Here is a 26,694-nt window from a genome sequence, read left to right on the forward strand (position 1 = left end):
GACGCGGACGCGAACGCCCCGGGCTTCATCCGAAGGATGGAAACCCGGGGCGTTCGCGTTTGTCGTGAGGCCGAGGATCGGCGCCGGCGAGCTGCCGGCCGCCGCCCGGCGGTTAGTTTCCGGCGGCGTAGTAGCCGCGCAGGGCATCCTGGATGCCGAGCGGATTGCCGCGCAAATCTTTGGCGCTGAAGAACACGTCGCCGTCCACTTCCGGACGGGACTTGCCGTAATCCAGCTGGCGGATGATTTCGTTCGCGGACTGCCAGCCGGCCTCCGACGTGCCGAGCTTATACGGCGAATGGCCGATGTAGAGGTCCACGTTGGTGCCCTTCACTTCGTTCGACCACCAGTCGACCAGCTTGCCGTACGGCGCGGACAGCGTGTCGAAGCTCCAGTACAGCTGCGGCGCGACGTAATCGATCCAGCCGTTCTTGATCCAGGTCCGGACGTCCGCGTACATGTTGTCGTAGTCCGTCACGCCGGCCCGCGTCGGCGAGCCGGTCGGGTCGACGTTGTTGTTGCGCCAGACGCCGAACGGGCTGATGCCGAACCGGACGCCCGGCTTCGCGGCGTGCACCGCTTGGCCGAGATCGCTCACGAACGCGTTGATGTTGGCCCGCCGCCAATCGGCGAGCTTCAGGTTCAGCGGGTTGTTGGCCGCGAACGCGGCGGCGTCCGGAAAATCGCCGCTCGACGGATAGAAATAATCGTCCAGGTGGACGTCGTCGATGTCGTAGCCTTTCACGGCATCCAGGATCGCGTCGATGATATGGCGGCGCGCGTCGGGCAGGCCCGGATTCAGGTACGGCTTGCCGCCGGACAGGACGATCCATTCCGGATGCTGCAGCATGACGTGGTTCGGAGCGAGCCCGCCGGTCTTGGCGTCGAGGCCGGCCCGGAACGGATTGAACCAAGCATGGAATTCCATGCCGCGCTTATGCGTCTCCGCGATCATGAACGCCAGCGGATCGTAGGTCGGCGCCTTGCCCTGCGTTCCGGTCAAGTATTTGGACCACGGCACGAGCGCGGACGGGTAAAAGGCGTCGCCGGCCGCGCGCAGCTGCACGAATACCGCGTTCAGTCCCATGCCCTGCAGGTCGTCCAGCAGCTGCGCGAACTCCGACTTCTGCTTATCCGCGTTGCCGGCCGAGGCCGCGCTCGGCCAATCCAAGTTGTACACCGTGGATATCCAAGCGCCGCGCAGGCCGGCCGTGCCGGAGCCCGGGTTCGCGCCGGGATCCCCGGTACCGCCGCCGGGGTTCGTGCCGGGGCCGGAAGGACCGGTGCCGGGATCCGAGCCCGAATACGGCTCGGCGACGTCCGGATCGTGCAGCGAGATCGACCGCGCGGCCGGATCCCAAGCGACCGTCAGGCCGAGCGATTCGCCGACGAAGCGCAGCGGCACCATGACCCGGCCCGAGACGACCTGCGCCGCGCCGTCCAGCTTGACCTGCGCCCCGTCGACGACGGCGGTCGTTTGGCCGCTTCGCAGCGTAATGAGCGTGTCCGCCTGCCGGATCGTGACGGTACGCGCGGCGGGCGTCCAATCGACGGCCGCCCCGAGCCCTTCGCCGATGACGCGCAGCGGCACCATGGTCAGGTTCAGCTTCGGCACGATGTACGGCGGCACGTCCGAGGTCAAGCGCGCGCCTTCGAGATAGACGGCGATGTCCCCGGGCGCGCTCCCGGAAGCGGCGGCCGCGAAGCGCGGCGGAAGCGCGAGCGAGAGAGCGACGAGCAGGGCGAGCAGCAATCGGCCCGCGCGCGGAGGGCGTAGCGATGTGCGAAAGATGAGCGGTTTCATAGGGCCTCCTAAAAGTTACTAATCCGTTAGACGTGCCTTAGGGAGGCGAAGTTGCGGTCGAACGCGCGAAAAATGCCGGCGGACGCGAGCGGCCGAACGCGGCGGTCGTTACTCCGGCAGCCCGGCGGCGGCCGGCACCGGACGCGAAAACCCGCGAGCGAGATCCGGCATTGCGCATGGTCGACATGGAGGCCAGCCTGCAGCAGAGCGCTGGAGGAGAACGAATTTTACGTGGTGTATCAGCCGCAGACCGACATCGCGAGCGGCCGGACGAACGGCGCGGAAGCGCTGGTGCGCTGAAATTCGAAGGCGCACGGCCGCGTGTCGCCGGCGGACTTCATTCCGCTCGCGGAGCAGTCGGGGCTTATTCCGAAGCTGGGCCGGTGGGTATTGGAGGAAGCGTGCCGCGAAGCGAAGCGGCGGGAGCAGGCCGGCTGGACGTCGCTGAAAATCTCGGTCAACGTCTCGGCCAAGCAGTTCAAGCAGCCGGAGTCCGTCGACGTCGTCAAGGACGTCCTGAAGGACACGGGGCTCGGCCCGCGGAAGCTGTGCATCCAAATCACGGAGAGCGTCGTCATCGACAAGCAGATGTTCACGCTGAAGATGCTTGACGAGCCGGTCGCGCTCGGGGTGGACATTTCGATCGACGATTTCGGAACGGGCTATTCGTCCCTCAGCTTGCTTCGGCAGCCGCCGATCCCGGTCATCAAGATCGACCAGTCGTTCATCGCGGAGATGGTCGAGGAGCAGTCGGTCCGCTCCGTCGTCGCGGCCATGACCACGATGTCGCATCACCTCGGGAAGACCGTCGTCGCCGAAGGAATCGAATCGGAGCAGCAGATGGCGTGGCTGCGGGAGATGGGCTGCGACAACGGGCACGGGTATTTCATCGACAAACCGTTGACGGCGGAGCTGATGCAGGCCCGGCTGACAAACATATCGTAACGCGCGCCGAGCGCGGACGATCCTTTACGAAAACGAAAGCCCCGGACCGGCACGTTGCGGAAACCGCAACAAGGCGCCAGTCCGGGGCTTCTTTGCGTTAAAGCGGGGAAGCGCGATCAGTTCAGGACCGCTTTAATATGGGCGGCCGTCACGGACCAGTGGGAAGCGGTCCAGTACTTCGCTTTGTCTTTGACCAGGATGATTTGCGGCGACTCGTGCTTGACCGCGGTATCTTCGGCGATTTGGTTGGAAACCGGACGGGATTCGATGACCTTGACGAGCACGTAATCCGTGTCCGCGTCGGCGTCGCCGCTGTTCAAGTAGTTCGTGAATTCGTTGTAGGCGTTCGCGCTTACCGGGCACGTGGTGCTGTGCTTGAATACGACGAGCGGGCGGGAAGCGGAGCCCTCCAGCGCGGATTTCCATTCTTCGACCGTTTGAATTTCCTTGTATGCCTGCGGCATGGCGCATTCTCCTAACTGTTATGAAATGAGTTACAGTACCTTCGTCTTCACATCATAGCATAACGACCGCAGAAGTACCACTCGTCCGCGAACGCCTTTATTTCAGCTGCAGCAGCAACGGCCACAGCTCGGTCTGCTCGAAGCCGAGCCGCCATGCCGCGACCCCGGCGAGGTCGTATTTCTTGGCGATGGCGACGCGCGCCTTGACCGTTTCGGCCGTTTCGGACCAGAACACGTGCGTGTACCCGTCGCTCCCGGCATACCGGTATTTCGTCTGGCCGGACGCGGCGTCGAAGACGCCGCTCGCGCCGGTCGACCGGATCAAGGCGCCGAGGCTCTTCATGAGGAGCGCCTTGCTGTCGACGATGCCGCCGGCGGCATTGACGCGCCATTCGCGCACGTAGAACGGGATGCCGAGCATCAGCTTGCCGCGGGGGATGCCGTAGGCGAGAAATTGGCGCACGCCTTCCTCGGTCCAAGCCAAGTCCGCGACGGAGCCCGCCTGGTCGCTGCCTTCCCAATGCTGGTCGTACGCCATCAGGACGATCATGTCCGCGATGCCGGCGAGCGCGGCTTGGTCGTAAGCGGTCTGCGCGTCCCACAGCACGTCGCCCCGCGGCAGGTCGATCGACACGGTCAGCCCGGCCTTGTGGGCGGCCGACGTCAGCGACCGGACGAATGACGTATAGCGGGCGCGGTCGCCGCCGGCCAGTCCTTCGAAGTCGACGTTGACGCCGGCGACGTTCAGCTGCGCGAGCCTGGCGACGAGCTTCGCGATGAATGTCGCCTGCGCCGCGGGATCGCGCAGGAACGCGCTCGTCAGCTTGGCGTCGAACCGATTGCTCACGAGCGGCGTCAGCTTGATGCCCGAGGCGCGCAAGGAGGCGGCGAGCCCGGGATCGGAATCATCCGTGAACGAGCCGTCCGCGGCCGCGAGCTCGAACCACGACGGGGAGTCGATGTTCAGGCCTTGCGTTCGGCCGAGCTGCGCGAGCACCGTGTCCGTATCGGCAACGCCGTTCCAGCCGAGGTACGTCAGCGTTTTGGCGTTGCTCCAGATCGTCCGTCCGTCCGCCGTCACGACGGAGGCGTTCTTGTAGCCGGCGGCGTACGCGACGGCGCTCTTGCGGGCATTGAAGGTGCGCAGCAGCGCATTGCCTTGGAACGCGGTCAAGTACGGCACGTTCGTCCACCAGGAGAGGCCGTCCTTCATGACGGTGGCGCCGGCGAGCTTCTTGGCGTAGGCGATCGCGCCGTCGATGCCGAAGAAGGACGCGACGGCCGGTCCCGACTGCATGACCGTGAACGTCGGCGCGTTGCGGTGCACGACTTGGCCGGTCGCATTATTGACGACCGTCGCGCCGGCCAATCCGTTCGCGGCGCGCTCCGCGTCGAGCAGGAAGCCGTACGCCTTGCCGCCGACGGGCACGCCGTCCTTCACGACGCCGTATGTCGGCGCCGACTGCCGCAGCGCGGCGGCGCGGGCGTCCGAGATGTTATCCCAGACCCACTGGTTCGTGGATAAGTCGATGATATGCGCGCCGGCATAAGCGCCGGCCGCCTTTTTGGCTTCGGCGAGCGTCGCGAACGACCAGCTCGCGACGCTCTTGTCCCCTTGATACACCTGGAAATGCGGAAACTTGCTTTCGAGGAAGCCGGGCGCCTCCAGATCGCGGATTTGGGCGAAGCGGGTCTTGGCGGCAAACTGCTCCGCTTCCCGCAGCGTCCGGAATTCGCGGCCCGGGGACGAGATGCCGTTCTCGTACACCTTGTAACGCGGGAAGTCGTCCCAGACCCATTGGCGGCCCGTGATGCGCTCGACATGGGCGTAGGCGAATCCTTTGGCATAGGCGATGGCGCCGGCGCTCGTCTGGAAGTCGCGGAGCGGCTTGTCGTTCTGATAGACCCGGTAATTCTTCGTTCCGTCGGCGGCGAGCGCGTCCGGAGCGGCGAACGCCGCCAATCCGGCCTGAACGGCCAGGGTTGCGGCAATCACGGATGTCCATTTGCTGCGATTCTGCATGTGCGAGTCCAACACTCCTCTCCCGATGTATAGCGTTAAACGCGCCAATCGGGACGAGGTTGCGGTCATTCGACCATTTTCGATGAAGAATCCGAGGGCACCGGCGCGCCGGTTCCGACGCATTCGAACCTCCGAATCCGGCCGTCGCCGGAACGCGACAAAAAAAACGGGGCAGCCATTGGCTGCGCCCGTTCGTTTCGTAACGTCAATCCTCGATGTCCGCCCAAAACTCCTCGTCGGCGTCGAGCGTAATCTGGGAGCGGAACTTGCGCAGGTTGTACTGCTTCAGCAAGTATTGTTCGATCGCTTCCAGCAGGTTCGCTTCGACGAGAAATTGGCTGCGGCCCTTCACCCAGACCTCCGCGGTATAGCCGTACTGCTCCTCCCAGGACAACTGCACTTCGACATCCGTCGGCGGGACGCCCCTGCGTTCCGCCATGTGGAGGCACACGGCGTTAATGATCTCGTCCGTGTAAATCCGCATGATTAATAGGGTCTCCGGTTGCCGGGGTGCGCGGGCTTATTGCGGTTTCGGAAGTAGCGCACGATGCCGCTGATCAGCACGATGACGACGTAGATGGCCAACACGTTGACCAGCAGGCCGATGATGTTGCCGAAGAAGCCCATGTTGCCGAACAGGCCGCCGAACAGCAGGCCGGCGAGACCGCCGATCATCAGGCCCTTCATAAAGCTGCCGCCGCTGAAAAATCCGCGGTTCGCGGTCGTCGCCGCGCCGGACTTCGTCGTGCCCGTCCCGGTCTTGGTCACGTTATCGGCAGGCTTGGACGGCGTCTGCGTGTAGCTCTGCCGCGGCGACTTGAATCCGCCCCCGCGCGGCTTGGCGTCGGCCGCCGACGCGCTGAACGCGAAGAACAGCGCGAATGCCATGAATACTAATAACCCCTTTTTCATATGCCTATCTCCTCCTGTGTTTTCGGTTCCTATGGACTTATTGCGCTTCGGTACATTTACGTCTAATATAATCAAAGGTTTCAGATTTCATTCTTTCATCGGTCACGACGGCGGAAAAACGGGGGATCGCGATGGAAAAGGAAGAGTATCCGGACGACTATGAGGCATATTTGTACGAGTTTCATGCGACGCGGGACTATTTCGAGTGCCACGAGCTGCTCGAAGCCTATTGGAAGGCGCATCCCGGCGACGGATTCGGCGAGACGTGGGTGGGATTGATCCAGCTCGCGGTCGGCGCGTACCATTACCGGCGGGGGAACTTGCGCGGCGCGGCGAAAATGTTCGCGCAAGCCCGGCGGCGGCTCGCGAAGGAGCGGCTCGACCGCCTTGGCCTCGACGGCGGCGCGCTGGTCGGCATGATCGACGAACGGCTCGCGGCGCTCGGACGGGGCGTAACGTTCGCCGATCCGGCGCTGCCGATCGCGGATGCGCGTCTGCTCGCGCGGCTGCGGGAGCGGGCCGCGTCGGCCGGCCTCGGCTGGGCGCTGCCGAGCGGGACGGAGCCGGCGCTCGTCCATCGCCACGCGCTTCGCGACCGCAGCGACGTCGTCGCCGCGCGCGCGGCCGCGGCGGAAGCGAAGCGTGCCCGGGGCGCGGAGCCGCGGAACGGCTGAACGCGGCTATCGCATCCGGTCCGCGGGCGCGGCCGCGAGGCCGGACGCCGCGCATCACGACCAAAAAAGCTTCGCGCCGCGCGGGTTCGTCCCGGCGGCGCGAAGCTTTTCCGAAATTCATGTCGATGCGGCGGTAACGGCCTATTCGCCGTAGCCGTCGACGACGAGGTCCAGCTTGCCCGTCGTCGGATCGATGATCATGCCGTGCACCGGCGTGCCGGGCGGCAGGAGCGGATGGTTCTTGATGATGCCGACGCTCCGCTCGACGCTCTCCTGCACGTTGTCGAAGCCGGTGAGCCAGCGGTCCAGCTGAATGCCGGAATTGTTGAGCGTGCGGATCGTGTCCTCGGTGATGCCCCGTTCGTGCATGTGCGAGACGACGACCTTGGAGTTCAGGCCGGTCATGCCGCAGTCGTGGTGGCCGATCACGACGACCTCGCGGGCGCCGAGCTCGTAGACGGCGACCAGGACGCTCCGCATGATGTTGCCGAACGGCTGGGTGACGATCGCGCCGGCGTTTTTGATGATTTTGGCGTCGCCGTTGCGCAGGTTGAGCGCTTTGGGCAGCAGCTCCGTGAGCCGCGCGTCCATGCAGGTGACGATCGCGAGCTTTTTCTCGGGAAACTTGTCGGTCCGGTACTGTTCGTATTCGCGGTTCTCCACGAACTGTTCGTTGAAAGCCAAAATGTTTTGAATCGTGCTCAAGCCGGTTCCTCCTCAATTCGCTGGTCCTGTGCGGTGTCTAATCCTGGGTCGGTGCGGGCGGCGCTACTTCAGCAGCCGCAGGTTGGCCGTGTAAATCTGGCTGTCGCTCTTCAGAACGAACGCGTTGCGCGCCGCGTTGTAGTCGATTTTGAGCTCGGGCTCGAAGAACACCTCGTAATTGGGCTCGTACCAGACGGAGTACGGCGCGCCTTCGCCGAGCTTGTCTTGCGGATCCGGCTCCCGGACGAGCGCGAGCGTCGGCACGCCGTTCATCACGCAGCCGCAGCCTTCCGTGTCGTACAGCAGCTTCAGGCTTTTGCCGGTGTCCGCGAGCGGTCCTTCGAGCTGTCCCACGGCGTCCGGCGTGAAGGTAAATTGCATGATGATGGCTCCTTTCCGCGGAGAATGACGGGTAATCGATGTCGTTCGCCCGGATTAAAGTTGATTATACGGCGTCCAAAAAGTATGATCAAGTAGAAACCGAAACGGAACGCAGGAGAGGTGGGCGAAAACGTGACGAAGGCGATCGAAAACGAAGCGCTGCAGCGGTTTACGGAGCGCAACGCGCTGATCAAGAGCTACGAGGAAGCGCTGGCCCTGCTGTATTGGGATTTGCGCACGGGCGCGCCGCGCAAGGGCATGGAAGTCCGCTCGGAGACCATCGGCCAACTGTCCGGGCAGTCCTTCAAGCTGTCCACCGCGCCGGAGCTGGGCGAATGGCTCGCCGCGCTGGAAGCGCCGGATACATACAAGACCCTGACGGAGACGCAGCAGCGGCTCGTGACGGAGACCCGCAAGGATTACGACCGCAGCGTCAAAATCCCGCCGAAGCTGTACCAGGAATACGTGGTCCTGACCTCGCAGGCGGAATCCATGTGGGAAGAGGCGAAGGCGAAGAGCGACTACTCTTCGTTCGAGCCGTACCTCGACAAGATCATCAACTATACGAACCAGTTCATCGAGCTGTGGGGCGTGAAGGGCACGCGCTACGACACGCTGCTCGACATGTACGAGCCGGGCATGACGACGGCGCAGCTCGACCGCGTGTTCGGCGGCCTGCGCGAGAAGCTCGTGCCGCTGTCCGCGGCGATCGCGGCGTCCCCGCACCAGCCGGACGCCAGCTTCCTGAAGCAGGACTACCCGAAGGATGCGCAGAAGCGGTTCAGCAAATTCATCCTCGAGCAGATGGGCTTCGATTTCGCGGCCGGCCGTCTCGACGAGAGCGTGCATCCGTTCGCGACGGGTCTCAACCCGGGCGACGTGCGGATCACGACGCGCTACTTGGCGGACGACGTGACGAGCGCGCTTTTCGGCACCATTCACGAAGGCGGCCACGCGCTGTACGAGCAGAACATCGGCAAGGACCTGGTCGGGACGACGCTCGCGACCGGCACGTCGATGGGCATTCACGAGTCGCAGTCCCGCTTCTGGGAGAACGTGATCGGCCGTTCCAAGAGCTTCTGGAGCCGTTATTACGGCGACCTGCAGCGCCAGTTCCCGGGCCAGCTCGAGGTGCCGGCGGAGGACTTCTACCGCGCGACCAACGTCGTCCGGCCGTCGCTCATCCGGATCGAAGCGGACGAACTGACGTACAACCTGCACATCATCATCCGTTACGAGATCGAGAAGCTGATCTTCAACGAGGGCTTGAAGGCGTCCGAGCTGCCGGCGTTGTGGAACGCGAAATACAAGGAGTACCTCGGCATCGAGCCGGAGCATGACGGCGAAGGCGTGCTGCAGGACGTCCACTGGTCGGGCGGCGCGTTCGGGTACTTCCCGTCGTACTCCCTCGGCAACATGTACGCGGCGCAGTTCACGGATACGCTGGAGCGCGCGCTGCCGAACGTCTGGGAGCTCGTCGAGGCCGGCAACCTGATTCCGATCAAGGATTGGCTGACGGACAAAATCTACCGCTTCGGCAAGCTGAGAACGCCGTCCGAGCTGATCGAAGGCATCACGGGCAAGCCGCTCGACCCCGATTACCTCGTGGCGTACCTGAAGAAGAAATACACCGACATTTACAAGCTGTAGCCATAGGCCGCAGCCCGAAGAAGGCCGCTTTCGCCTCGCGCGAAAGCGGCCTTCTTCATTTAATCAAGGCGACGCGCCCGGCCGCTCCTTGGCCATCAGCTGCCGGAGCTTCGTCTCGGTCGGGGAATCCGGGTCCGGCGTATAGATGCTGACGCGCAGATCGGTATCGCCCTGCAGCTGCAGCGACGTGAGATGGAACAGCATCTTCCCGGCTTTGGCGTGCCGGAATTCGACCAGCACCTCCGGCGCCGCGCTCACCCGGCTTTGTTCCCACAGCGGCTGGAAGTCGGGGTACGTCTCGGTCATGTCGCGGAGGAACGTATCGTACCAGTCGTCGTCGACGTACTGTCCGTAATAGGCGCGGAAGATCGCCAGGTAGCCGCTGATGAAATGCTCCCAGTTGCCGGCGAGCCGGCGGAACTCCTTGCGCTCGAACAGCAGCGCGATCATGTTGCGCCTCGCCTCCGGGATGCGCTCGAAGTCCATGAAGACGTGGGAGGCCGCCTCGTTCCAGCCGACGATATGGCAGTGCCGGTCGGAGACGATCGTCGGGCAAGCCTGCAGCTCGTCGAGAATGCGGCGGAGCGGCGGGCCGATGCGGGCCGTCTCCGCGCGCAGGGCGGCGGCTCCGGCGGCGGGCGACTCCAGCGCGAGCGCGAACAGGTATTTGCGCTCGTCGGTATTAAGCCGCAGCGCGGAGGCGACGGCTTCCAGCACGGACGCCGACACCTTGATGTCGCGGCCCTGCTCCAGCCACGTGTACCAGGTCGGGCTCACCCCGGCGAGCTGGGCCACTTCTTCGCGGCGCAAGCCCGGCGTTCTGCGGCGCGTGCCGGGGGTCAAGCCGGCGTCCTCCGGCGACAGCTTGGCCCGCTGCGCCGTGAGGAAGCTCGAGAGCGCCTTCAGTCTCGTAGGCTGATTCATGCGCGACTCTCCTTCGGTTCATAGAGTAGTGGTGGTTATACTAGCATAAACGACAACTTGTAATAGGATAACATATATGTCAACATAGCACCACAAGGCAGCATTTCAAGGAGGAAGAGAGCAATGGAGAAGGTTTATATCACGGGCATGGGCATCGTGTCGCCGCTCGGCAACGACGTGAACGCCTATTGGGAAGCGCTGAAACGGGGCGCGTCCGGCATCGGGCCGATCGATCGCTTCGACGTCTCGGGTCATCGGGCGCGCATCGGGGGACTCGTCCGCGACTTCGATGCCGAAGCGCTGTTCGGCCGGAAGGAGGCGCGGCGGATGGACCGCTTCTGCCAATTCGCGCTCGCGGCCGCGGACCAAGCGTGGCGCGACGCGGGGCTGGAAGGCGCGGAGGTCGACGCCGGGCGGGTCGGCGTATACGTCGGCTCCGGCATCGGCGGCCTCGAGACGCTGCTCGCGCAGGACGGCGTGCTCCGCGAGCGCGGGCCCGACCGCGTCAGCCCGACGCTCGTACCGATGATGATCGCCAACATGGCCGCGGCGATGATCAGCATCCGCTACGGGCTGCACGGCCCGACGATGGCGCCGGTGACGGCGTGCTCCATCGGCAACACGTCGATCGGCGAGGCATACCGCCTGATCCGCGGCGGCTACGCCGATCTCGTCATCGCCGGCGGCTCGGAAGCGGCGGTGACCGAAATTTCGCTCGCGAGCTTCGGCAACGCGACGGCGTTGTCCGGCCGCAACGACGAACCGGCCAAGGCGAGCCGGCCGTTCGACAAAGGCCGCGACGGGTTCGTCATGGCGGAGGGGGCCGGCATCGTCGTGGTGGAGTCCGAAGCGCACGCCAGGAAGCGCGGGGCGCGTCCGCACGCGGAAGTCGTCGGCTACGGCGCCAGCTCCGACGCGTACCATATGGTGGCGACGCATCCCGAAGGCTACGGCCCGTACGTGGCCATGAAGGCCGCGCTGAAGGAAGCGGGCATCGCGCCGGAGCAGGCGGACGTCGTCTTCGCGCACGCCACCAGCACGGAAATCGGGGACTTGTCCGAGACGCGGGCGATCAAGCGGCTGTTCGGCGACAAGGCGTACGGCGTTCCCGTGTCGGCGGTGAAGTCGATGACCGGCCACATGCTCGGCGCGGCCGGAGGCGCGCAGGCGATCGCGCTGGCGAAGAGCCTGCAGGACGGCGTCATTCCGCCGACGATCAACCTGGACGAGCCCGATCCCGAATGCGATCTCGACTATGTGCCGAACAAGGCGAGGGAAGCGAAGCTGAGCGTCGGCGTAAGCAATTCCTTCGGCTTCGGAGGCCACAATGCGGTCATTGTCCTGAAGGCGGTTGACGCGGCTCGGGCGTGAGGGGTACCATAGAAGACATTACGGAGCCGTGGCGATGAGCCCACGGCTTTTTACGCGAGGAGCACGCGCTATGGGAATTCGAGTCATCAAGACCGCGGTCGCCGCGCTCGGCGCCTTGTACACCGCCAGCTATTTGGGCTTGAATCCGGCGCTGTCCGCCGGCCTGCTCGCCATTCTCGGCGTCGAAGTGACCCGCCAGCGGGGGCTGAAGAGCGCCTTCGTCCGGCTGGCCGCTTCCGCGGTCGGGCTTTTTTTCGCGTCGTTCCTGTTTCTCGCGCTCGGCTTTCATCTTTGGACGATCTCCTTCTTCATTTTGCTGGCCTTTCCGATCCTGTCCCGGGCGGGGCTGAAGGACGGCATCGCCACGAGCGCCGTCATCGTCTTTCACGTGTACGCGCGCGAGGAAGTGACCGTTCCGCTCATGGTCAACGAACTGCTGCTCCTCGTCTCGGGGCTCGGCTGGGCGACGGTCATCAACCTGGTCTACATGCCGAAGGACGACGACAAGCTGCGGGAGCTGCGGCATGACGCGGAGGAGAGCTTCGCCGTCATCTTCCGGTCGATGGCCCGCACGCTCCGGTCGCCGTCGTACGTCTGGGACGGCAAGGAGCTGCTGGATGCCGGGCGCGCGATCGAGGAAGGCATCCGCCGGGCGGAGCGCAACCGCGAGAACCGGATATGGGCGCAGGGCCGGTCGGGCGAGGAGGGGCGGTATTGGACCCGCTATTTCGCGATGCGCCAGCAGCAGCTGGAGACGATCGGGCAAATGCTGTCGCACCTGTCGTTCGTGTTCGAGTCGCTGCCGCAGGGCGAGCTGGCCGCGGAGCTGTTCGAGCTGCTGTCGGGCGACGTGAAGTCGGCCGTATACGAAGGCGGCGTCGAGGAGCGGATCCGGCTGCTGGAAGCGCGGTTCAAAACGATGGCGCTGCCGGTCACCCGCGAGGAATTCGAGATCCGGGCCGCGCTGTTTCTGCTGCTGCAGGAGCTGAAGCGGTACTTGAGCATCGCCAAGCGGCTGAAGCGCCGCAAGAGCGGCCTTGAAGAAGCGGCGGGAGAAGCCGAAGCGGTTGCCGCGGTATCGGCCGCCTCGGACGACGCGCCCGTTGCCCGAAAGTAACCACCCGAACGCCTAACGCGCGGCGGTCCGACCGGACCGCCGCGCGTTTCTTTATTATAGAAGGCAAACCGGCAATTTGACGTCGCGATGGGGGCTTCAAGACTCGCGCGAAGGGTTCGCGTTCGGGCGCGGAGCGGCGCGCCGGCTCGAACGCGGGTCACGCTGTCCATACCTCTCCGAAGTTTATTGCATATATTTGGAAATATGCAAAGGAAATGGAGGTGAAAACATGCCCATCTACGATACCGGCCCGATCGAGAACCGTTCGCCGCGCACGACGCGGCTCGCGGTGCGGCTGATCAACGACGGGCGGACCGACGCCATCGCCTCGATCCAGGCGTACGAGGTCATTCCGGCCGAAGCGGGCTTTGCCGGGACGGTGTTGTTCGCGCTGCATCTGGTGCGCTTGACGCCGTTCGGCACGGAGGGCAGCGTGTTCTCCGTCACCGACGTCCCCGCCGACTTCGACGTCTTCGGCGTGCGGATCGTCGCGAGCGGCCTCGGCGGCGCCAACGTCGCCGTCGCGCTGACCCAGTTCGGCGGGGAGGGCGAAACCGTCGCCGTTCGAAGCAGCTCCACCGGCGAGTTTTCGCGCGTCGGGCGGCTGCTCTCGGCCTTCAACGCGAACGTCGGCAACGACACGGTCACGGTCGTCGATACGTCCGCGAATACCGTCGCCGCCACCGTCGCTTTGCCCGCGGGCAGCAGCCCGATCGCGGTGGACGTCATGCCCGACGGCACGCGGGCGTACGTCGCCAACTTCGGCGGCGACTCCGTCTCGGTGCTCGATACCGCGTCCAATGCGGTCGTCGGGACGATTCCGCTCGCGCCCGGCAGCACGCCGGCGTCGATCGCGATCGCGCCCGGCGGCATGCTCGCGTACACGGGCAATCTCGGGAACGACACGGTCTCGGTCATCGATACCGCCGCGAACGCGTCGCAGCTTGCCGTGCCGATGCCGGCCGGAAGCCGGCCGTTCGGCGTGGCCGTCACGCCCGACGGCGCGCGCGTCTACGTCGCGAACAGCGGCAACGATACCGTCGCCGTCATCAACGCGCTGACGAACGCGGTCGAGGACACGATCGACCTGCCGGCCGGCAGCCTGCCGATCGCGGTCGCCATCGGTCCCGACGGCGGCCGCGCGTACGCGGTCAACCAAAACGCCGATTCCGTGAGCGTCATCGACACGTCGGACAATTCCATCGTCACGACGGTATTGGCCGGGACGCTTCCGTTCGGAGCCGCCGTGTCGCCGGACGGCTCGCGGGTATTCGTCGCCGGCAATCTATCGAATTCCGTCGTGGTGTTGAACGCGGCCACGAATGCCGTCGTGGCCGAATTCCCGACCCCGGGACGCCCGGTCTCCGTGGCGTTCACCCCGGACGGCGCCGTCGCGTACGTATCCACGCAGGTGAACGACGCCATCGCCGTCCTCGACGCCGCGAGCGGCGAAGTGACCGGCACGCTGCCGGCGGGGACGTCCTCGCGCGCGGTCGCGGTGACGCCGATTCTGTTATTTTAACGCCGGACGAATGCTGCGGGGAGTCATGGAAGCGGGCGTCCGCCCATATAATGAAAGCAGGCGAACAACGAAAACGGCGGTTCGCGAACGACCGCCGTTTCGTCTTCATAATCCGGAATGAAGCCGCCGATCGCGTCAGCCTGGATACGACCGCTTGCCGACCGAAAGCTGCTTTTCCTCCATACCCGACGCGCCAAGCCGGCGCCCTCCCAAGCGCGCTCCGGCAGTTGTACAACAATATCTGTTTGTTCTTCTTCGTATTAATCAACAAACGCCTATGTCCTGCATACACTTTAATTGAATGATTGTATGGAGGAGGTTAAATCGATGGCTTATGCAGATAAACAGCTTAAGGCTAGAGAGATTATTACCAAAGCTGTCTGCGGGAAAGGTCGTAAGTTTTCCACGGTAACCCATAACGTTACGCCGCCTAACCACCCCACGAGCATCCTGGGCGCTTGGATCATCAATCACCAATACGAGGCGGTCCGTTCCGGAGACGGGATCGAGGTAATCGGTACTTACGATGTGAATATTTGGTATTCTTACAACAAAAACTCGCAAACCGACGTCGCCAAAGAAACGCTCTCTTACGTCGAGCACGTGCCGCTCTCTTACCTCGATCCGAAGCACCGGGCTTCGACCGAGGAAGTGACGGCCGAGTCGACGCAAGAGCCGAACTGCATCGAAGCGAACATCTCCTCGAGCGGCGCCGGCGTCGTGATTCGCGTGGAGCGCGAATTCGCGGTCGAGCTGGTGGCCGAGACGAAGATATGGGTCGCGACGCTGCCGGGCGGTTCCGAGGACGGCAAGGAATTCGAGTACGGGGACGACGGGGATTTCGAAGATCTGGATCCGGAACTGCTCGACGACGAACTGTAATTTTCGCGGGTTACAGGTCTGCTGTATCGTATGCGCGGGCAGGGAAAGATTCGAGGGCGAGAGCCCTCTTTTTTTTCCAAAAAATCGCGGCTGGCGCCGGGAAAACGGAAGCGGAGCGTGGACGAGTGGCGGGCATCGTGTGGCTGTGGAACGGATCGGGATACCGCGCGTGCGCGGACCCGCGCGGGACGGGCAGGGACGCGGGGCCTCCGGACGAATACGACGCCGTCATCGTCGAAGCAGGCGAGATCGGCGAGGCGGACGCGGCCGGACGGCACGGACGGGGAACGCTCGTCCTGAACGCGGGCGCGCCGGCGTTCGCGGGCTGGAGCGCCGCGGAGGTTCACCGCCGGCTGCGGCGCTCTGGCACGGCCGCGCGGGAAGCGGAGGGCGGGCAAGACGCGGCGCGGACGTACGCGGTGTCGTTGTTTCAGCTGCGGCCGGTCGCGGCGGCGGCGCATCGGCCGGCGGCGATGCCGCACCGGGAGGCGGGACGAGCTCTCCCCGGCGCCGGGACGTCGATCCGGGAAGCGGCCGCGCGGCCGCTCTCCGAGCAGGACGGCCGCTACCGGCCGCTCGCGCGGCTCGCGGCGCGCGCGCTGTACGCGTGCGGGCTCGACAACGGCATCGTCGAGCTGGCCGACGACGAGGCCGGCGCCTGCTTCGTGACCGGCATCCGGCTGCCGGCCGTCGGCGCGTACGCCCGCGGCGTCTGGCAGGCGGCGGCGGCCGGTCTCGCGCGGGAGCTCGCCGCCGCGGCGGACGCGGGCGAAGCCGGAGAGAGGCCGCCGATTCTGCTTGGCGCCGATCCCGAGTTCCTGCTGCTGTCGGCCGCCGGCAAGGTCGTGCCGGCCGCGCGTTACTTGGCGAACGGCCACGGGGCCGGCTGCGACGCGGTCGTCGTCGGCGGCGAGGTCCGCTACCCGGTCGCCGAACTGCGTCCTGCGCCGTCGCCGACGCCGGACGGCTTGGCGCGCAACGTGCGGCTGCTGCTGCGCCAAGCCGCGCGGCGCATCCCGGACCGGCCGCCGCTGCGCTGGGCGGCCGGGGGCATGCCGGCCGCCGGGTTCTCGCTCGGCGGCCATCTCCACCTGAGCGGCGTGCCGCTGACCGGCCGGCTGCTGCGCCAGCTCGACAGCTGCGTCGCGTTTCCGCTCGCGATGGTCGAATCGCCCGCGGAGCAGGCGCGGCGCCCGCGCTACGGCGCCCTCGGCGATTTCCGGCCGCAGCCGCACGGCGGCTTCGAATACCGGACGCCGCCGAGCTGGCTCGTCTCCCCGCTCGCGGCGAAGGCCGCGTTCGCGCTGGCGCTGCTGTGCGCGCGGGAAACCGCTTCGTTGTCCTACGTGCCGGCCGAGGAGGAGCGCTACGTCGCGGCCTACTACGCCGGCGACCGCCGCGCGCTGGCCGGCTGCCTGGACCGGCTCGCCGCGTCGATGCGGGCGACGCGGTCGTACGCGGAGCTCGGCAAGTGGATCGAGCCGCTGCTCGCCGCGATCCGCGCCGGCCGGACATGGGACGCCGCGGCCGATATCCGCGACAAATGGCGCGTCGCTTCGACGCCTATCGCAAGCGCTCCATGAGGGGGCGCTTTTCTGCTATAATGGAGACCTGGTGTTGAACGCACGACATTTTCGATTTTAGGAGGGGCCCCATGTCCGGCTACACCCCCATGATGCAGCAATATTTGGCGATCAAGGAGAGCGCCCGGGACGCGATTCTTTTTTTTCGCCTCGGCGACTTCTATGAAATGTTTTTCGACGACGCGATCACCGCGTCGCGCGAGCTCGAGATTACGTTGACCGGCCGCGAGGGCGGCGCCGACAAGAAGATTCCGATGTGCGGCGTGCCCTACCATTCCGCGGAAGGATACATAGCGAGACTGATCGAGAAAGGCTTCAAGGTGGCGATCTGCGAGCAGGTCGAGGACCCGTCCGCGGCCAAGGGCGTCGTCCGCCGCGAAATCATCCGCGTCGTCACGCCCGGCACCGTCATGGAGACGAAATCGCTGGCCGAGAAGGCGAACAACTTCATCGTGTCCGTCTCGGAAGCGGGCGGCGTCTGCGGCGTCGCGGCGTGCGACCTGACGACGGGCGAACTATATGTGACGTCGTTCTCCGCGGCGTTGGAGCCGCTGACCGACGAGATCAACGTCTACCATCCCTCGGAAATCGTCGGCGACGCGGCCGTGCTCGAACGGCTGCGCGCGGCTGCCGCGGGCTGGAACCGGCCCGTCCTGTTCACGGACCGGGAGCCGATGGCGGGCGAACCGCTCCGCCGGCAGTTCGGCCAGCTGGAGCTGGACGCCCTGCATCCCGCGCGGCGGCGGGCGGTCAGCCTGCTCACGGGCTACCTCGACGAGACGCAGAAGCGCTCGCTCGCCCACGTTCGCCGGATATCGGAGTACGAGCCGAACCAGTTCATGATTTTGGATCCGTTCACGCGGCGCAACCTGGAGCTGACGGAGACGGTGCGCGACCGCAGCAAGAAAGGCTCGCTCCTCTGGCTGCTCGACCGCACGCGCACGTCCATGGGCGCGCGGCTGCTGCGGCGCTGGATCGACAAGCCGCTGCTCTCGAAGGCGATGATCGACGAACGGCTGGAAGCGGTGGAGAAGCTGTACCTGAACTTCATTTTGCGCGACGAGCTGCGGCGGGAGCTGAACGAGATTTACGATCTCGAGCGCCTCGTCGGCCGCGTCGCCTACGGCAGCGCGAACGGGCGCGACCTGAACGCGCTCAAAACGTCCCTGCAGCACGTGCCGGCGCTGATCGCGCTGTGCGGGGAATCGGAATCGGCGACGCTGCGCAAGCTGACGGCCGGCACCGACGACTGCGCGGACCTCGCCGCGACGATCGAGACGGTCATCGTGGACGAGCCTCCGGTGTCCGTGCGCGAAGGGGGTTTGATCCGCGCGGGCTACGACGCCTACCTCGACGAGCTGCGGGAAGCGAGCGTGAACGGCAAGAAATGGCTGGCCGAGCTGGAGCGCAAGGAGCGCGAAGCGACGGGCATCAAGTCGCTGAAGATCGGCTACAACAAGGTGTTCGGGTACTATCTGGAAGTGTCCAAAGCGAACATCGGCAGCCTGCCGGAAGGCCGGTACGAGCGCAAGCAGACGCTGACGAACGCGGAACGCTACGTGACGCCGGAGCTGAAAGAGAAGGAGACGCTCATTCTCGAAGCGGAAGAGAAGATGGTCGATCTCGAATACGCCAAGTTCGTCGAGCTGCGCGAGCATTTGACCGCGCATCTGCACCGGCTGCAGAAGCTGGCCGAGACGATCGCCGCGCTCGACGTCTTCCAATCGTTCGCCGCGGTCAGCGCCGAGCAGCGCTATGTGAAGCCGAACGTGACGGAACGCTTTGACTTCGCCGTCGCCGAGGGCCGCCATCCCGTCGTGGAAGCGGTGATGGAGGGGGCGTCGTTCATCGCGAACGAAACGAAGCTCGCGCGGGACGCCGCGTCCATGCTGCTCATCACCGGGCCGAACATGGCCGGCAAGAGCACGTACATGCGCCAGGTGGCGCTCATCGGCATCATGGCGCAGATCGGCTGCTTCGTGCCCGCGAAGCAGGCGGAGGTGCCGCTGATCGACCGGATCTTCACGCGCATCGGCGCGGCCGACGACCTGATCGGCGGGCAGAGCACGTTCATGGTGGAGATGAAGGATATTCAGACGATGACGGAGAAAGCGACGGCCCGAAGCCTCGTCATCATCGACGAGCTCGGCCGCGGGACCTCCACGGGCGAGGGCATGGCGATCGCGCAGGCGGTCATCGAGTTCGTCCATCACGAAGTCGGCTGCAAGGCGCTCGTCTCGACGCATTTCCACGAGCTGGCGCATCTCGAAGATACGCTGCCGCATTTGGCGAACGCGTGCATGGCCGTGCAGGAGACGGGCGACAACGTCACGTTTCTGCGGAAATTGGTGCCGGGCGCGGCGGGCAGCAGCTACGGCATCTACTGCGCGCAGCTCGCGGGGCTGCCGGGCAGCATCATCGAGCGGGCGTACGCGCTGCTCGACCTGCACGAGGCGCGCGAAGAGACGGCGGCCGCAGCCACGGCGCGGTACGCCGGAAGCTCGGCGGCCGGCCGCGGCGTTGGCGCCGCGCGATCCGCGCCGGGCGAGGCGCCGGCGCCGGGAGGCGGCGCGGCGCATTGGCATGGCGCCGCGTCTGCGTCCGCCCCTGTCGCCGCGGCCATTGCTGCCGAGTCCGCCGCTTCCTACGCGGCTCCCGCGCTGGAAGCGGCGGACGAGACCGCTTCGCCGAACGCCGGGGGCGTCGTGCAACTCTCGATCTTCGAGGAGCCCGCGCCCGTCGCCGCCGCATCGGCCGATTCCGGCAAAGCGCGCAAAGCCAATCCGCGCGCCGAGCAGCTGGCCGACCAGCTGCGCAAGCTCGACCTGTTCAACATGACGCCGATGCAGGCGATGCAGTGGCTGAACGACATGAAGCTGAAACTGAACGATTAGCGCCGGCATCGGCCGGCGCGATTACGATATCCATGCAAGGAGGTACGGCGGCATGAGCAAAATCCGCATATTGGACGAGCAGCTGGCCAACCAGATCGCCGCGGGCGAGGTCGTGGAGCGGCCTTCCTCCGTCGTGAAGGAGCTGGTCGAGAACGCCGTCGACGCCGGCAGCTCGACGATCGACATCGCCGTCGAGGAAGGCGGCCTATCGCTGATCCGGGTGACGGACAACGGCTCCGGCATCGAAGGCGACGACATCGAGACGGCGTTCTACCGCCATGCGACGAGCAAGATTTCGTCCGGCAGGGACCTGTTCCGCATCGCCAGCCTCGGCTTCCGCGGCGAGGCGCTGCCGAGCATCGCGGCCGTCGCGAAGGTGGAGTGCGTCTCCTCCCCGGACGGCAGCGGCCTCGGCCGCAGGCTCGTCATCGAAGGCGGCGCGATCGCGGCGAACGAAGCGGCGAACGCGCCGCAGGGCACCGACATCAGCGTGCGCGAGCTGTTCTACAACACGCCGGCGCGGCTGAAATACATGAAATCGATCCAGACCGAGATCGGCCATATCGCCGATTACGTGAACCGTCTGGCGCTGGCGCATCCCGGCATTGCCTTCACGCTGAAGCATAACGGCAGCACGCTGCTGCGCACGCTCGGCAGCGGCGACCGGCTGCAGACGTTCGCGGCCATCTACGGCACGGCCACCGCCAAGGCGATGCTGCCGGTCGAGGGCGACCATCCCGATTACGAGCTGCGCGGCTGCATCTCGAAGCCCGAGCAGACGCGCTCGAACCGCAACGGCATCACGATCGTCGTAAACGGGCGCTACATCAAGAGCTTCGTGCTGAACCAGGCGATGCTGCAGGCGTACCATACGCTGCTGCCGATCAACCGGTTCCCGCTCGCGGTGCTGGAACTCGGCATGCATCCGTCGCTGCTCGACGTGAACGTGCATCCGTCGAAGATGGAAGTCCGGTTCAGCAAGGAAACGGAGCTGCGCGAATTCGTCGAGGACGCGATCCGGCGCGCGCTCGGCAAGCAGCGCCACATTCCCGGTCCCGCGGAGCCGGCCGAACGGTCGAAGCCGGCCTTCGTGCAGGACCGGATTTCGTTCCATCAGCCGGAGCCGCCCGGCGGGAACGAAGCGGAGCTGAACGCCGCGAAGCGGCTGCTTCGCGAGGAAACGGGCATTCAGCGCGACCGGGGCTTGTCCGGGCCGGCGCCGGCGGACGCGTTCTCGCCGTCCCGGCCGGGAGGCGCGGCTTCGCTGCAAGGCCGGCCGCCGGCCGCCGCGGAGATCGCGGCCGCGCTGGACAAGGCAGAGCGCTCCTTCGGCGCCGTCCCGGCGGAGGCGCCTTGGAGCGCGGCGCCCGCGCGGAGCCAAGCGGCCGCGCCCCGCTTCGCCGGCGAGAAGCCGGCCGTGCCGCGCGACGCGACGGAACGGCTGTACGCGCCGCCCGGCGGGCGGGAGCCTTGGCGCGCGGCGGAGCCGCGGGCCGGCGGCTATGCCGCGCCGGCTCCGGCGGACGCGCCGCGCGAGGCCGGACGCCTGCCGGCGGAGGCGCCGCAAGCGCCGGTTGGCCGCGGGGATGACGCGTACGCGTCAAGCGGCCTCGAGCCGCAGGCGGCTGAGGCCGCGGCCGGCGCGAACGCCGCAGCCGCTGCATCCGCGGCTGCCTCATCCTCCGCGGACGCCGTTCCGGAACGGCCCGCCGTTCAAGCGGCGCCGGCCTTTCCGGAGCTGTACTGGATCGGCCAGCTGCACGGCACGTATATCGTCGCGCAGAACGAGGAGGGCCTGTTCCTGATCGATCAGCACGCGGCGCACGAACGCATCAACTACGAATATTATTTGGCTAAATTCGGCCGTCCGGAGCAGGCGAGCCAGCAGCTGCTCGTGCCCCTCACGCTGGAATTCACGGCGACCGAGGCGGCGTCCCTGCAGGCGAAGCTGCCGCTGCTGCAGGAAGCGGGCGTGGAGCTGGAGCCGTTCGGCGCCAACACGTTCCTCGTCCGCGCCTACCCGGAATGGCTGCCGGCCGGCGAGGAAGGGGACGTCATCGAGGAGATGGCGGACTGGCTGCTGCAGGAGCGCGGCGCCGTCGACATCGGCAAGCTGCGCGAGAAGTCGGCGATCATGTGCTCGTGCAAGGCGTCGATCAAGGCGAACGACCGGCTGACCCGCGAGGAAGGCGAAGGGCTCCTCCGCCGCCTCGCGGCGTGCGCGCAGCCGTATACCTGCCCCCACGGCCGCCCGATCGTCGTCCATATGACGACGTACCAGCTCGAGAAAATGTTCAAGCGGGTGATGTCATGATCGTCACGACGCCGCAGAAGCCCACGCCCGAGCAGACCGAATACGCGCGGGGGCTCGCGGAGGAGCTCGGGGCCAGGTTCGTCCCCCGGAAGCAGGATTCGCTGCTGCAACTGAAGGCCAAGCACGAGGACGTCCGCCTGCTTGTTGCAGACGACCGCGGACTGCGCTATTATGAGGATTCGGAGGACCCCCTGTATTTTCATCCCAGCATGGCGTACGTCCGCGTCAAGCGGATGCGCAAGGGAGAGGGGGATCCGCTGATCGCGGTCACGGGCTGCCAGCCCGGCGATACGGTCGTCGACTGCACCGCCGGACTCGGCTCCGATTCGATCGTGTTCGCGTACGCCGTCGGCCCGGAAGGGTCGGTCACCGCGCTCGAGAGCGAGCGGGTGCTATACACGGTGGTTCGCGAAGGGCTGCGCACGTACCGGACGCAGCACGAGGACGTGAACGAGGCGATGCGCCGGATCGCGATGCGCCTGACCGACCATCTCGATTATTTGAAGCGTCTGCCCGACAAGAGCGTCGACATCGTCTATTTCGATCCGATGTTCCGCCAGCCGTTGCACGACTCGTCGGCGCTGTCGCCGCTGCGGGCGCTGGCGAACGGCGCGGCGCTCGGCGAAGCGTCGATCCGGGAGGCGCTGCGCGTCGCCCGCAAATGCGTCGCGCTGAAGGAGCATGCCGACAGCGGCGAATTCGAACGGCTCGGCTTCGAAAGCCGGCACCGCAACAAAATCGCTTACGGAGTGATCATCAAGGCATGAATCCAGCAACCGAACCGTCCGCGAAACCGAAGCTGCTCGCGCTGATCGGGCCTACCGCCGTCGGCAAGACGCGGCTCAGTCTCGACATCGCCAAAGCGTGGAACGCGGAAATCATCTCGGGCGATTCCATACAAGTGTACCGGGGCATGGATATCGGCACGGCCAAAATCAAACCGGAGGAGCGGGAAGGCGTCCCGCACCACATGATCGACATCTGCGATCCGGCGCATCCGTTCTCCGTGGCGGAGTTTCAGGAGCGCTGCGCGGCGCTGATTCCGGAGATCCAAAGCCGCGGCAAGCTGCCGTTCATCGTCGGCGGGACGGGCCTCTACGTGGAGTCCGTCGCGTACGGCTACGGCTTCGCCGACGTCGGCTCCGACGACGCGTTCCGCGAGGAAATGGCGCAATACGCGCTCGCGAACGGCGCCGAGGCGCTTCACGCCAAGCTGCGCGCCGTCGATCCGCAAGCCGCGGAGCGGCTGCATCCGAACGACCGGCGCCGCGTCATCCGCGCCCTGGAAGTTCACCGCCTGACGGGCACGACCTTCTCCGAGCAGCAGGCGGGACAGAAAAAGACGTCTCCCTTCGAACTCTGTATCGTCGGTTTGACGATGGACCGGGCGGAGCTGTACGCCCGCATCAACGAGCGGGTGGAGCTGATGCTGGCGGAAGGGCTGATCGAGGAAGTCCGCGGCCTGCTCGAGCGGGGCGTGCCGGAGGGCGCCGTCTCCATGCACGGCTTGGGCTATAAAGAGATCGTGCCGTACCTGCAGGGGCATCTCTCGCTGGACCAAACGGTCGAGCTGCTGAAGCGCGACACGCGGCATTTCGCCAAGCGGCAGCTGTCCTGGTTCAGGCATATGCCTGACATTAATTGGATCGACGCAGGTGAAAATTTTAACAAGAATTTGCAAGCGATTCATGCTATAATAGCAGGAAAGTTTAGGATGGAACCCGAATATAATGTTAATCAACCTTTTGACGATGGGGGTAACGCGCAATGAACAAATCTATCAACATTCAGGATACGTTCCTGAATCAACTTCGCAAAGACAGCGTGCCGGTAACCGTGTATCTGACGAACGGTTTCCAGATCCGCGGTGTCATCAAGGCATTCGACAACTTCACGATCGTCATTGACAGCGAAGGCCGCCAACAGATGGTGTACAAGCACGCGATTTCGACGTTTACCCCGCAGCGCAACGTATCGCTCATGCAGGTTCAGGACAACGAAGCGTAAGCAACCCGGCGGGCATGTTTTGAAACCTTTTCGCGACATGCATCGTTTAATTGGATATCGGCACGAAAGAGCAGCCTTGCGTCCGTGCGAGGCTGCTTTTCCGTTTGCAGGGATTGCCTGTTTGGGAGCGTTCGTTGCCGTTTACACATATAGGGTATAACTTAGAGAGAAAAGGCTTTCGAATTGGAGGGGACCTCGTCTTATGGCAGAAGGACCGCGAAGCAGGAAAGGCAAAAACGAAAAAAAAGCGAAACCGAAAAAGAAGCGCAGCCGGCGCAAGCTCGCCGTCTGGCTGTTTTTCACGGCGGCCATCGCCGTCGTATGCGGCATCATCGGGTATATGCTCATCATATTGAACGGGGAACGCATCCTCGCCGACAATCAAGATAAATTCGAGCTGCCGGAAGCGTCGACGATTTACGACAACGCCGGCAAGGAAGTCGTCAAGCTGGGCGCGAACCGCGAGAACGTGGAATTCGCCGAGATTCCCGAGCGGATGCGCGACGCCGTCATCGCGACGGAGGACCAGCGCTTCGAGAAGCATTCCGGCATCGACCTCTGGTCGATCGGGCGCGCGCTCGTAAAAGACGTCGTCGCGCGCAGCGCCGTCGAAGGCGGAAGCACGATCACGCAGCAGCTGGCCAAAAACCTGTTCCTGACCCAGGACAAAACGTTCTTCCGGAAAGCAACGGAGGCGTCCATCGCCGTCGCGATCGAGCACAAAATGACGAAGGACGAAATCATCACGATGTACCTGAACCGGATCTATTTCGGCAAAGGCGCGTACGGGGTGCAAGCCGCGGCGCAAACGTATTTCAACGCCGACGTGAAAGACCTGAAGCTGTGGCAGATCGCGACGCTCGCGGCCATTCCGAAGGCGCCGTCGACGTACAATCCGATCAACAACCCGGACAATTCGAAGGAGCGCCGCGCCGTCGTGCTTACGCTCATGGCGGATCAGGGCTACATCACGAAGGCCGAGATGGAGGAAGCCAAGGCGGTCGATTACAAGCCGGTGCAGCGCGACGAAACGGACGATACCCCGACGTACCAGGCGTTCGTCGACTACGTGATCGACGAGGCGGAGAAGGTCGGCGGCATTACCGAGGAAGAGCTGCGCATCAAGGGCTACAAGATTTACACGACGTTGAACACGCAGGCGCAGTCGGCCATGGAGAAGGAATTCGAGGACGACGATAATTTCGAGAAGAGCGTCGACGAACAGAAGGAGCAGGCCGCGATGATCATCGTCGATCACCGGAGCGGCGAGATCCAAGGCCTCGTCGGCGGACGCGATTACGTGAACAAAGGCTTGAACCGGGTGCTGGTGCCCCGTCAGCCGGGCTCGTCGTTCAAGCCGATCACGGTCTACGGACCCGCGATCGAGACGGGCGACTGGTTCCCGTGGTCGACGCTGCAGGACGTGAAAACCTGCTACGGCTCTTATTGCCCGTCCGACTCCAATAAAGTGAAATACCTCGGATCGATCCCGATGCGCCAATCCATCAAGGAGTCGCGCAACGCGTCGGCCGTATGGCTGCTGAACCAAATCGGCGTCGGCAAAGGGCTTGCTTTCGCCAAGAAGCTCGGTTTCGAGCTGGACGCCGAGAAGGACCGCAACCTGGCCATCGGCCTCGGCGGCCTGACGTACGGAGTGACGCCGTTCCAGATGGCGAAGGCGTACAGCGCGTTCGCGAACGGCGGCAAGAGCGTCGACCCGCACGCGCTGATCAAGATTACCGATCAGGAAGACGAGCCGATTTACACGTACAACGCGCCGAGCGCAGATCAGGTCATGAAGCCGGCCACGGCCGCGTACATGACGGACGTGCTGCAGTCCGTGCTCGAGAAGGGCGGCACCGGCGTGAACGCGCGCCTCGACCGCCCGGTCGCCGGCAAGACGGGCACGACGCAGAACGGGATTCCCGGCCTTAGCAACGGCTACAACCGCGACGCCTGGTTCGCGGGCTACACGCCCGAATGGACAGCCGTCGTCTGGATGGGGTATGATCGTACCGATAGGAATCACATGATCAAGAAGAGCAGCGAACAGTCCGCCGCCATGTTCGGCAAGGTCATGGACGAGGCGATGAAGGGCGTGCCGAAAGGCAGCTTCACGAAACCGGCCGAAGAACACGAAGAGAAGCCGCCGGTCGGGATCGCGAACTTCAGCGCCGTCTACAACGACCAGAAGGACGCCGTGCAGCTGGCGTGGTCGCCCGTGGAAGGCCAAGGCATGACGTACCGGATTTACCGCAAGGCAACGGGCGAGGCGGAGTTTACGCGGCTGATGGATTCGCTCACCGCGACGGGCGTGGACGACATGGCCATCGCGCCCGGCCTGAGCTACGAATATTACGTGGCGGCGTTCGATCCGTCCACGAACATGGAAGGCACGCCTTCGGCAGCCGCGAAGGTGGACGTTCCGGCCGCCGAGCTTCCTCCGGGCGAGCCCGACAATCCCGATACGGGCACGCCGGACAACGGCGGCCAGACGCCGGACAACGGCGGCCAGACGCCGG

At 65.2% G+C, this 26,694-nt stretch carries 22 protein-coding genes and 1 pseudogene; 15 read left to right on the top strand and 8 right to left on the bottom strand.

Translation table 11 applies throughout. The features are described from left to right. Nucleotides 1–112 precede the first annotated feature (112 nt). Nucleotides 113–1,804 (bottom strand): family 10 glycosylhydrolase, encoded by a 1,692-nt coding sequence (locus BMZ79_RS01530; protein WP_090635953.1) that lies wholly within the window; start codon nt 1,802–1,804, stop codon nt 113–115. 51 nt (nt 1,805–1,855) lie between these two features. On the opposite strand from BMZ79_RS01530, the gene BMZ79_RS01535 reads away from it, so the two are divergent. Together BMZ79_RS01535 and BMZ79_RS01540 are read left to right on the top strand one after the other, a co-directional pair. Continuing rightward, a complete protein-coding gene (locus tag BMZ79_RS01535; RefSeq protein WP_143088862.1) occupies nt 1,856–2,104 on the top strand; it encodes an EAL domain-containing protein in 249 nt (82 codons plus the stop codon). 18 nt (nt 2,105–2,122) lie between these two features. Then, nucleotides 2,123–2,749: pseudogene (locus BMZ79_RS01540) on the top strand (EAL domain-containing protein); the annotation flags it as partial. Between the two features lie 116 nt (nt 2,750–2,865). Here BMZ79_RS01540 and ytxJ read toward each other — a convergent pair. From ytxJ to BMZ79_RS01560, 4 genes are all read right to left on the bottom strand, one after another. Beyond that, nucleotides 2,866–3,213, bottom strand: coding sequence for a bacillithiol system redox-active protein YtxJ (gene ytxJ, locus BMZ79_RS01545; RefSeq protein WP_090635959.1), 348 nt, complete (start codon nt 3,211–3,213; stop codon nt 2,866–2,868). Nucleotides 3,214–3,310: 97 nt separating this feature from the next. Continuing rightward, nucleotides 3,311–5,209 (bottom strand): glycosyl hydrolase family 18 protein, encoded by a 1,899-nt coding sequence (locus tag BMZ79_RS01550; protein ID WP_256252504.1) that lies wholly within the window; start codon nt 5,207–5,209, stop codon nt 3,311–3,313. A 232-nt stretch (nt 5,210–5,441) separates the two neighbouring features. Next, nucleotides 5,442–5,720 (bottom strand): YxcD family protein, encoded by a 279-nt coding sequence (locus BMZ79_RS01555; RefSeq protein ID WP_090635962.1) that lies wholly within the window; start codon nt 5,718–5,720, stop codon nt 5,442–5,444. Between the two features lie 2 nt (nt 5,721–5,722). After that, nucleotides 5,723–6,148 (bottom strand): hypothetical protein, encoded by a 426-nt coding sequence (locus BMZ79_RS01560; protein ID WP_090635964.1) that lies wholly within the window; start codon nt 6,146–6,148, stop codon nt 5,723–5,725. A gap of 131 nt (nt 6,149–6,279) precedes the next feature. Here BMZ79_RS01560 and BMZ79_RS01565 point away from each other — a divergent pair, with 131 nt between their 5' ends. Next, entirely contained in the window at nt 6,280–6,822 is a 543-nt protein-coding gene (locus BMZ79_RS01565) for a DUF309 domain-containing protein (RefSeq protein WP_090635966.1), read from the top strand. A gap of 141 nt (nt 6,823–6,963) precedes the next feature. Here BMZ79_RS01565 and BMZ79_RS01575 read toward each other — a convergent pair whose 3' ends face one another. Together BMZ79_RS01575 and BMZ79_RS01580 are read right to left on the bottom strand one after the other, a co-directional pair. Beyond that, nucleotides 6,964–7,527, bottom strand: coding sequence for a beta-class carbonic anhydrase (locus tag BMZ79_RS01575; RefSeq protein WP_090635969.1), 564 nt, complete (start codon nt 7,525–7,527; stop codon nt 6,964–6,966). A gap of 63 nt (nt 7,528–7,590) precedes the next feature. Next, nucleotides 7,591–7,908 (bottom strand): iron-sulfur cluster biosynthesis family protein, encoded by a 318-nt coding sequence (locus BMZ79_RS01580; RefSeq protein ID WP_090635971.1) that lies wholly within the window; start codon nt 7,906–7,908, stop codon nt 7,591–7,593. 132 nt (nt 7,909–8,040) lie between these two features. Between BMZ79_RS01580 and BMZ79_RS01585 the strand changes: the two genes are divergently transcribed. Then, entirely contained in the window at nt 8,041–9,558 is a 1,518-nt protein-coding gene (locus tag BMZ79_RS01585) for a carboxypeptidase M32 (RefSeq protein ID WP_090637055.1), read from the top strand. A gap of 63 nt (nt 9,559–9,621) precedes the next feature. On the opposite strand, the gene BMZ79_RS01590 is transcribed toward BMZ79_RS01585, so the two are convergent. Beyond that, complete coding sequence (locus BMZ79_RS01590) at nt 9,622–10,482, bottom strand: helix-turn-helix transcriptional regulator (protein ID WP_090635973.1); 861 nt, start codon at nt 10,480–10,482, stop codon at nt 9,622–9,624. Nucleotides 10,483–10,605: 123 nt separating this feature from the next. Here BMZ79_RS01590 and fabF point away from each other — a divergent pair, with 123 nt between their 5' ends. From fabF to BMZ79_RS01645, 11 genes are all read left to right on the top strand, one after another. Then, entirely contained in the window at nt 10,606–11,853 is a 1,248-nt protein-coding gene (gene fabF, locus BMZ79_RS01595) for a beta-ketoacyl-ACP synthase II (protein ID WP_090635975.1), read from the top strand. 70 nt (nt 11,854–11,923) lie between these two features. Next, nucleotides 11,924–12,970, top strand: a complete 1,047-nt coding sequence (locus BMZ79_RS01600; RefSeq protein WP_090635976.1) for an aromatic acid exporter family protein — start codon at nt 11,924–11,926, stop codon at nt 12,968–12,970. 229 nt (nt 12,971–13,199) lie between these two features. Then, nucleotides 13,200–14,492, top strand: coding sequence for a beta-propeller fold lactonase family protein (locus tag BMZ79_RS01605; protein ID WP_090635977.1), 1,293 nt, complete (start codon nt 13,200–13,202; stop codon nt 14,490–14,492). A gap of 327 nt (nt 14,493–14,819) precedes the next feature. Continuing rightward, nucleotides 14,820–15,374, top strand: a complete 555-nt coding sequence (locus BMZ79_RS01610) for an outer spore coat protein CotE (RefSeq protein ID WP_090635978.1) — start codon at nt 14,820–14,822, stop codon at nt 15,372–15,374. A 125-nt stretch (nt 15,375–15,499) separates the two neighbouring features. Beyond that, the gene (locus BMZ79_RS01615) at nt 15,500–16,957 is read left to right on the top strand and encodes a putative amidoligase domain-containing protein (RefSeq protein ID WP_143088863.1); all 1,458 of its coding nucleotides are present in this window, start codon (nt 15,500–15,502) and stop codon (nt 16,955–16,957) included. Nucleotides 16,958–17,028: 71 nt separating this feature from the next. Next, complete coding sequence (gene mutS, locus BMZ79_RS01620; RefSeq protein WP_090635986.1) at nt 17,029–19,851, top strand: DNA mismatch repair protein MutS; 2,823 nt, start codon at nt 17,029–17,031, stop codon at nt 19,849–19,851. 52 nt (nt 19,852–19,903) lie between these two features. Continuing rightward, a complete protein-coding gene (gene mutL, locus BMZ79_RS01625) occupies nt 19,904–22,165 on the top strand; it encodes a DNA mismatch repair endonuclease MutL (RefSeq protein ID WP_090635991.1) in 2,262 nt (753 codons plus the stop codon). Beyond that, nucleotides 22,162–22,932, top strand: a complete 771-nt coding sequence (locus BMZ79_RS01630; protein ID WP_090635992.1) for a class I SAM-dependent methyltransferase — start codon at nt 22,162–22,164, stop codon at nt 22,930–22,932. Before mutL ends, BMZ79_RS01630 begins: the two co-directional genes overlap by 4 nt. Further along, complete coding sequence (gene miaA, locus BMZ79_RS01635; protein WP_090635994.1) at nt 22,929–23,936, top strand: tRNA (adenosine(37)-N6)-dimethylallyltransferase MiaA; 1,008 nt, start codon at nt 22,929–22,931, stop codon at nt 23,934–23,936. The genes BMZ79_RS01630 and miaA overlap by 4 nt, the downstream gene beginning before the upstream one ends. Then, on the top strand, nt 23,933–24,172 hold the full coding sequence (gene hfq, locus BMZ79_RS01640) for an RNA chaperone Hfq (RefSeq protein WP_090635997.1): 240 nt from the start codon (nt 23,933–23,935) through the stop codon (nt 24,170–24,172). The genes miaA and hfq overlap by 4 nt, the downstream gene beginning before the upstream one ends. Nucleotides 24,173–24,374: 202 nt before the next feature. Beyond that, nucleotides 24,375–26,694, top strand: a 2,320-nt coding sequence (locus tag BMZ79_RS01645; protein WP_090635999.1) for a transglycosylase domain-containing protein, incomplete at its 3' end; no start/stop codon positions are given.

Origin of the sequence: Paenibacillus sp. UNC496MF (assembly GCF_900113915.1) — a bacterium.
Classification (GTDB): domain Bacteria; phylum Bacillota; class Bacilli; order Paenibacillales; family Paenibacillaceae; genus Paenibacillus_Z; species Paenibacillus_Z artemisiicola.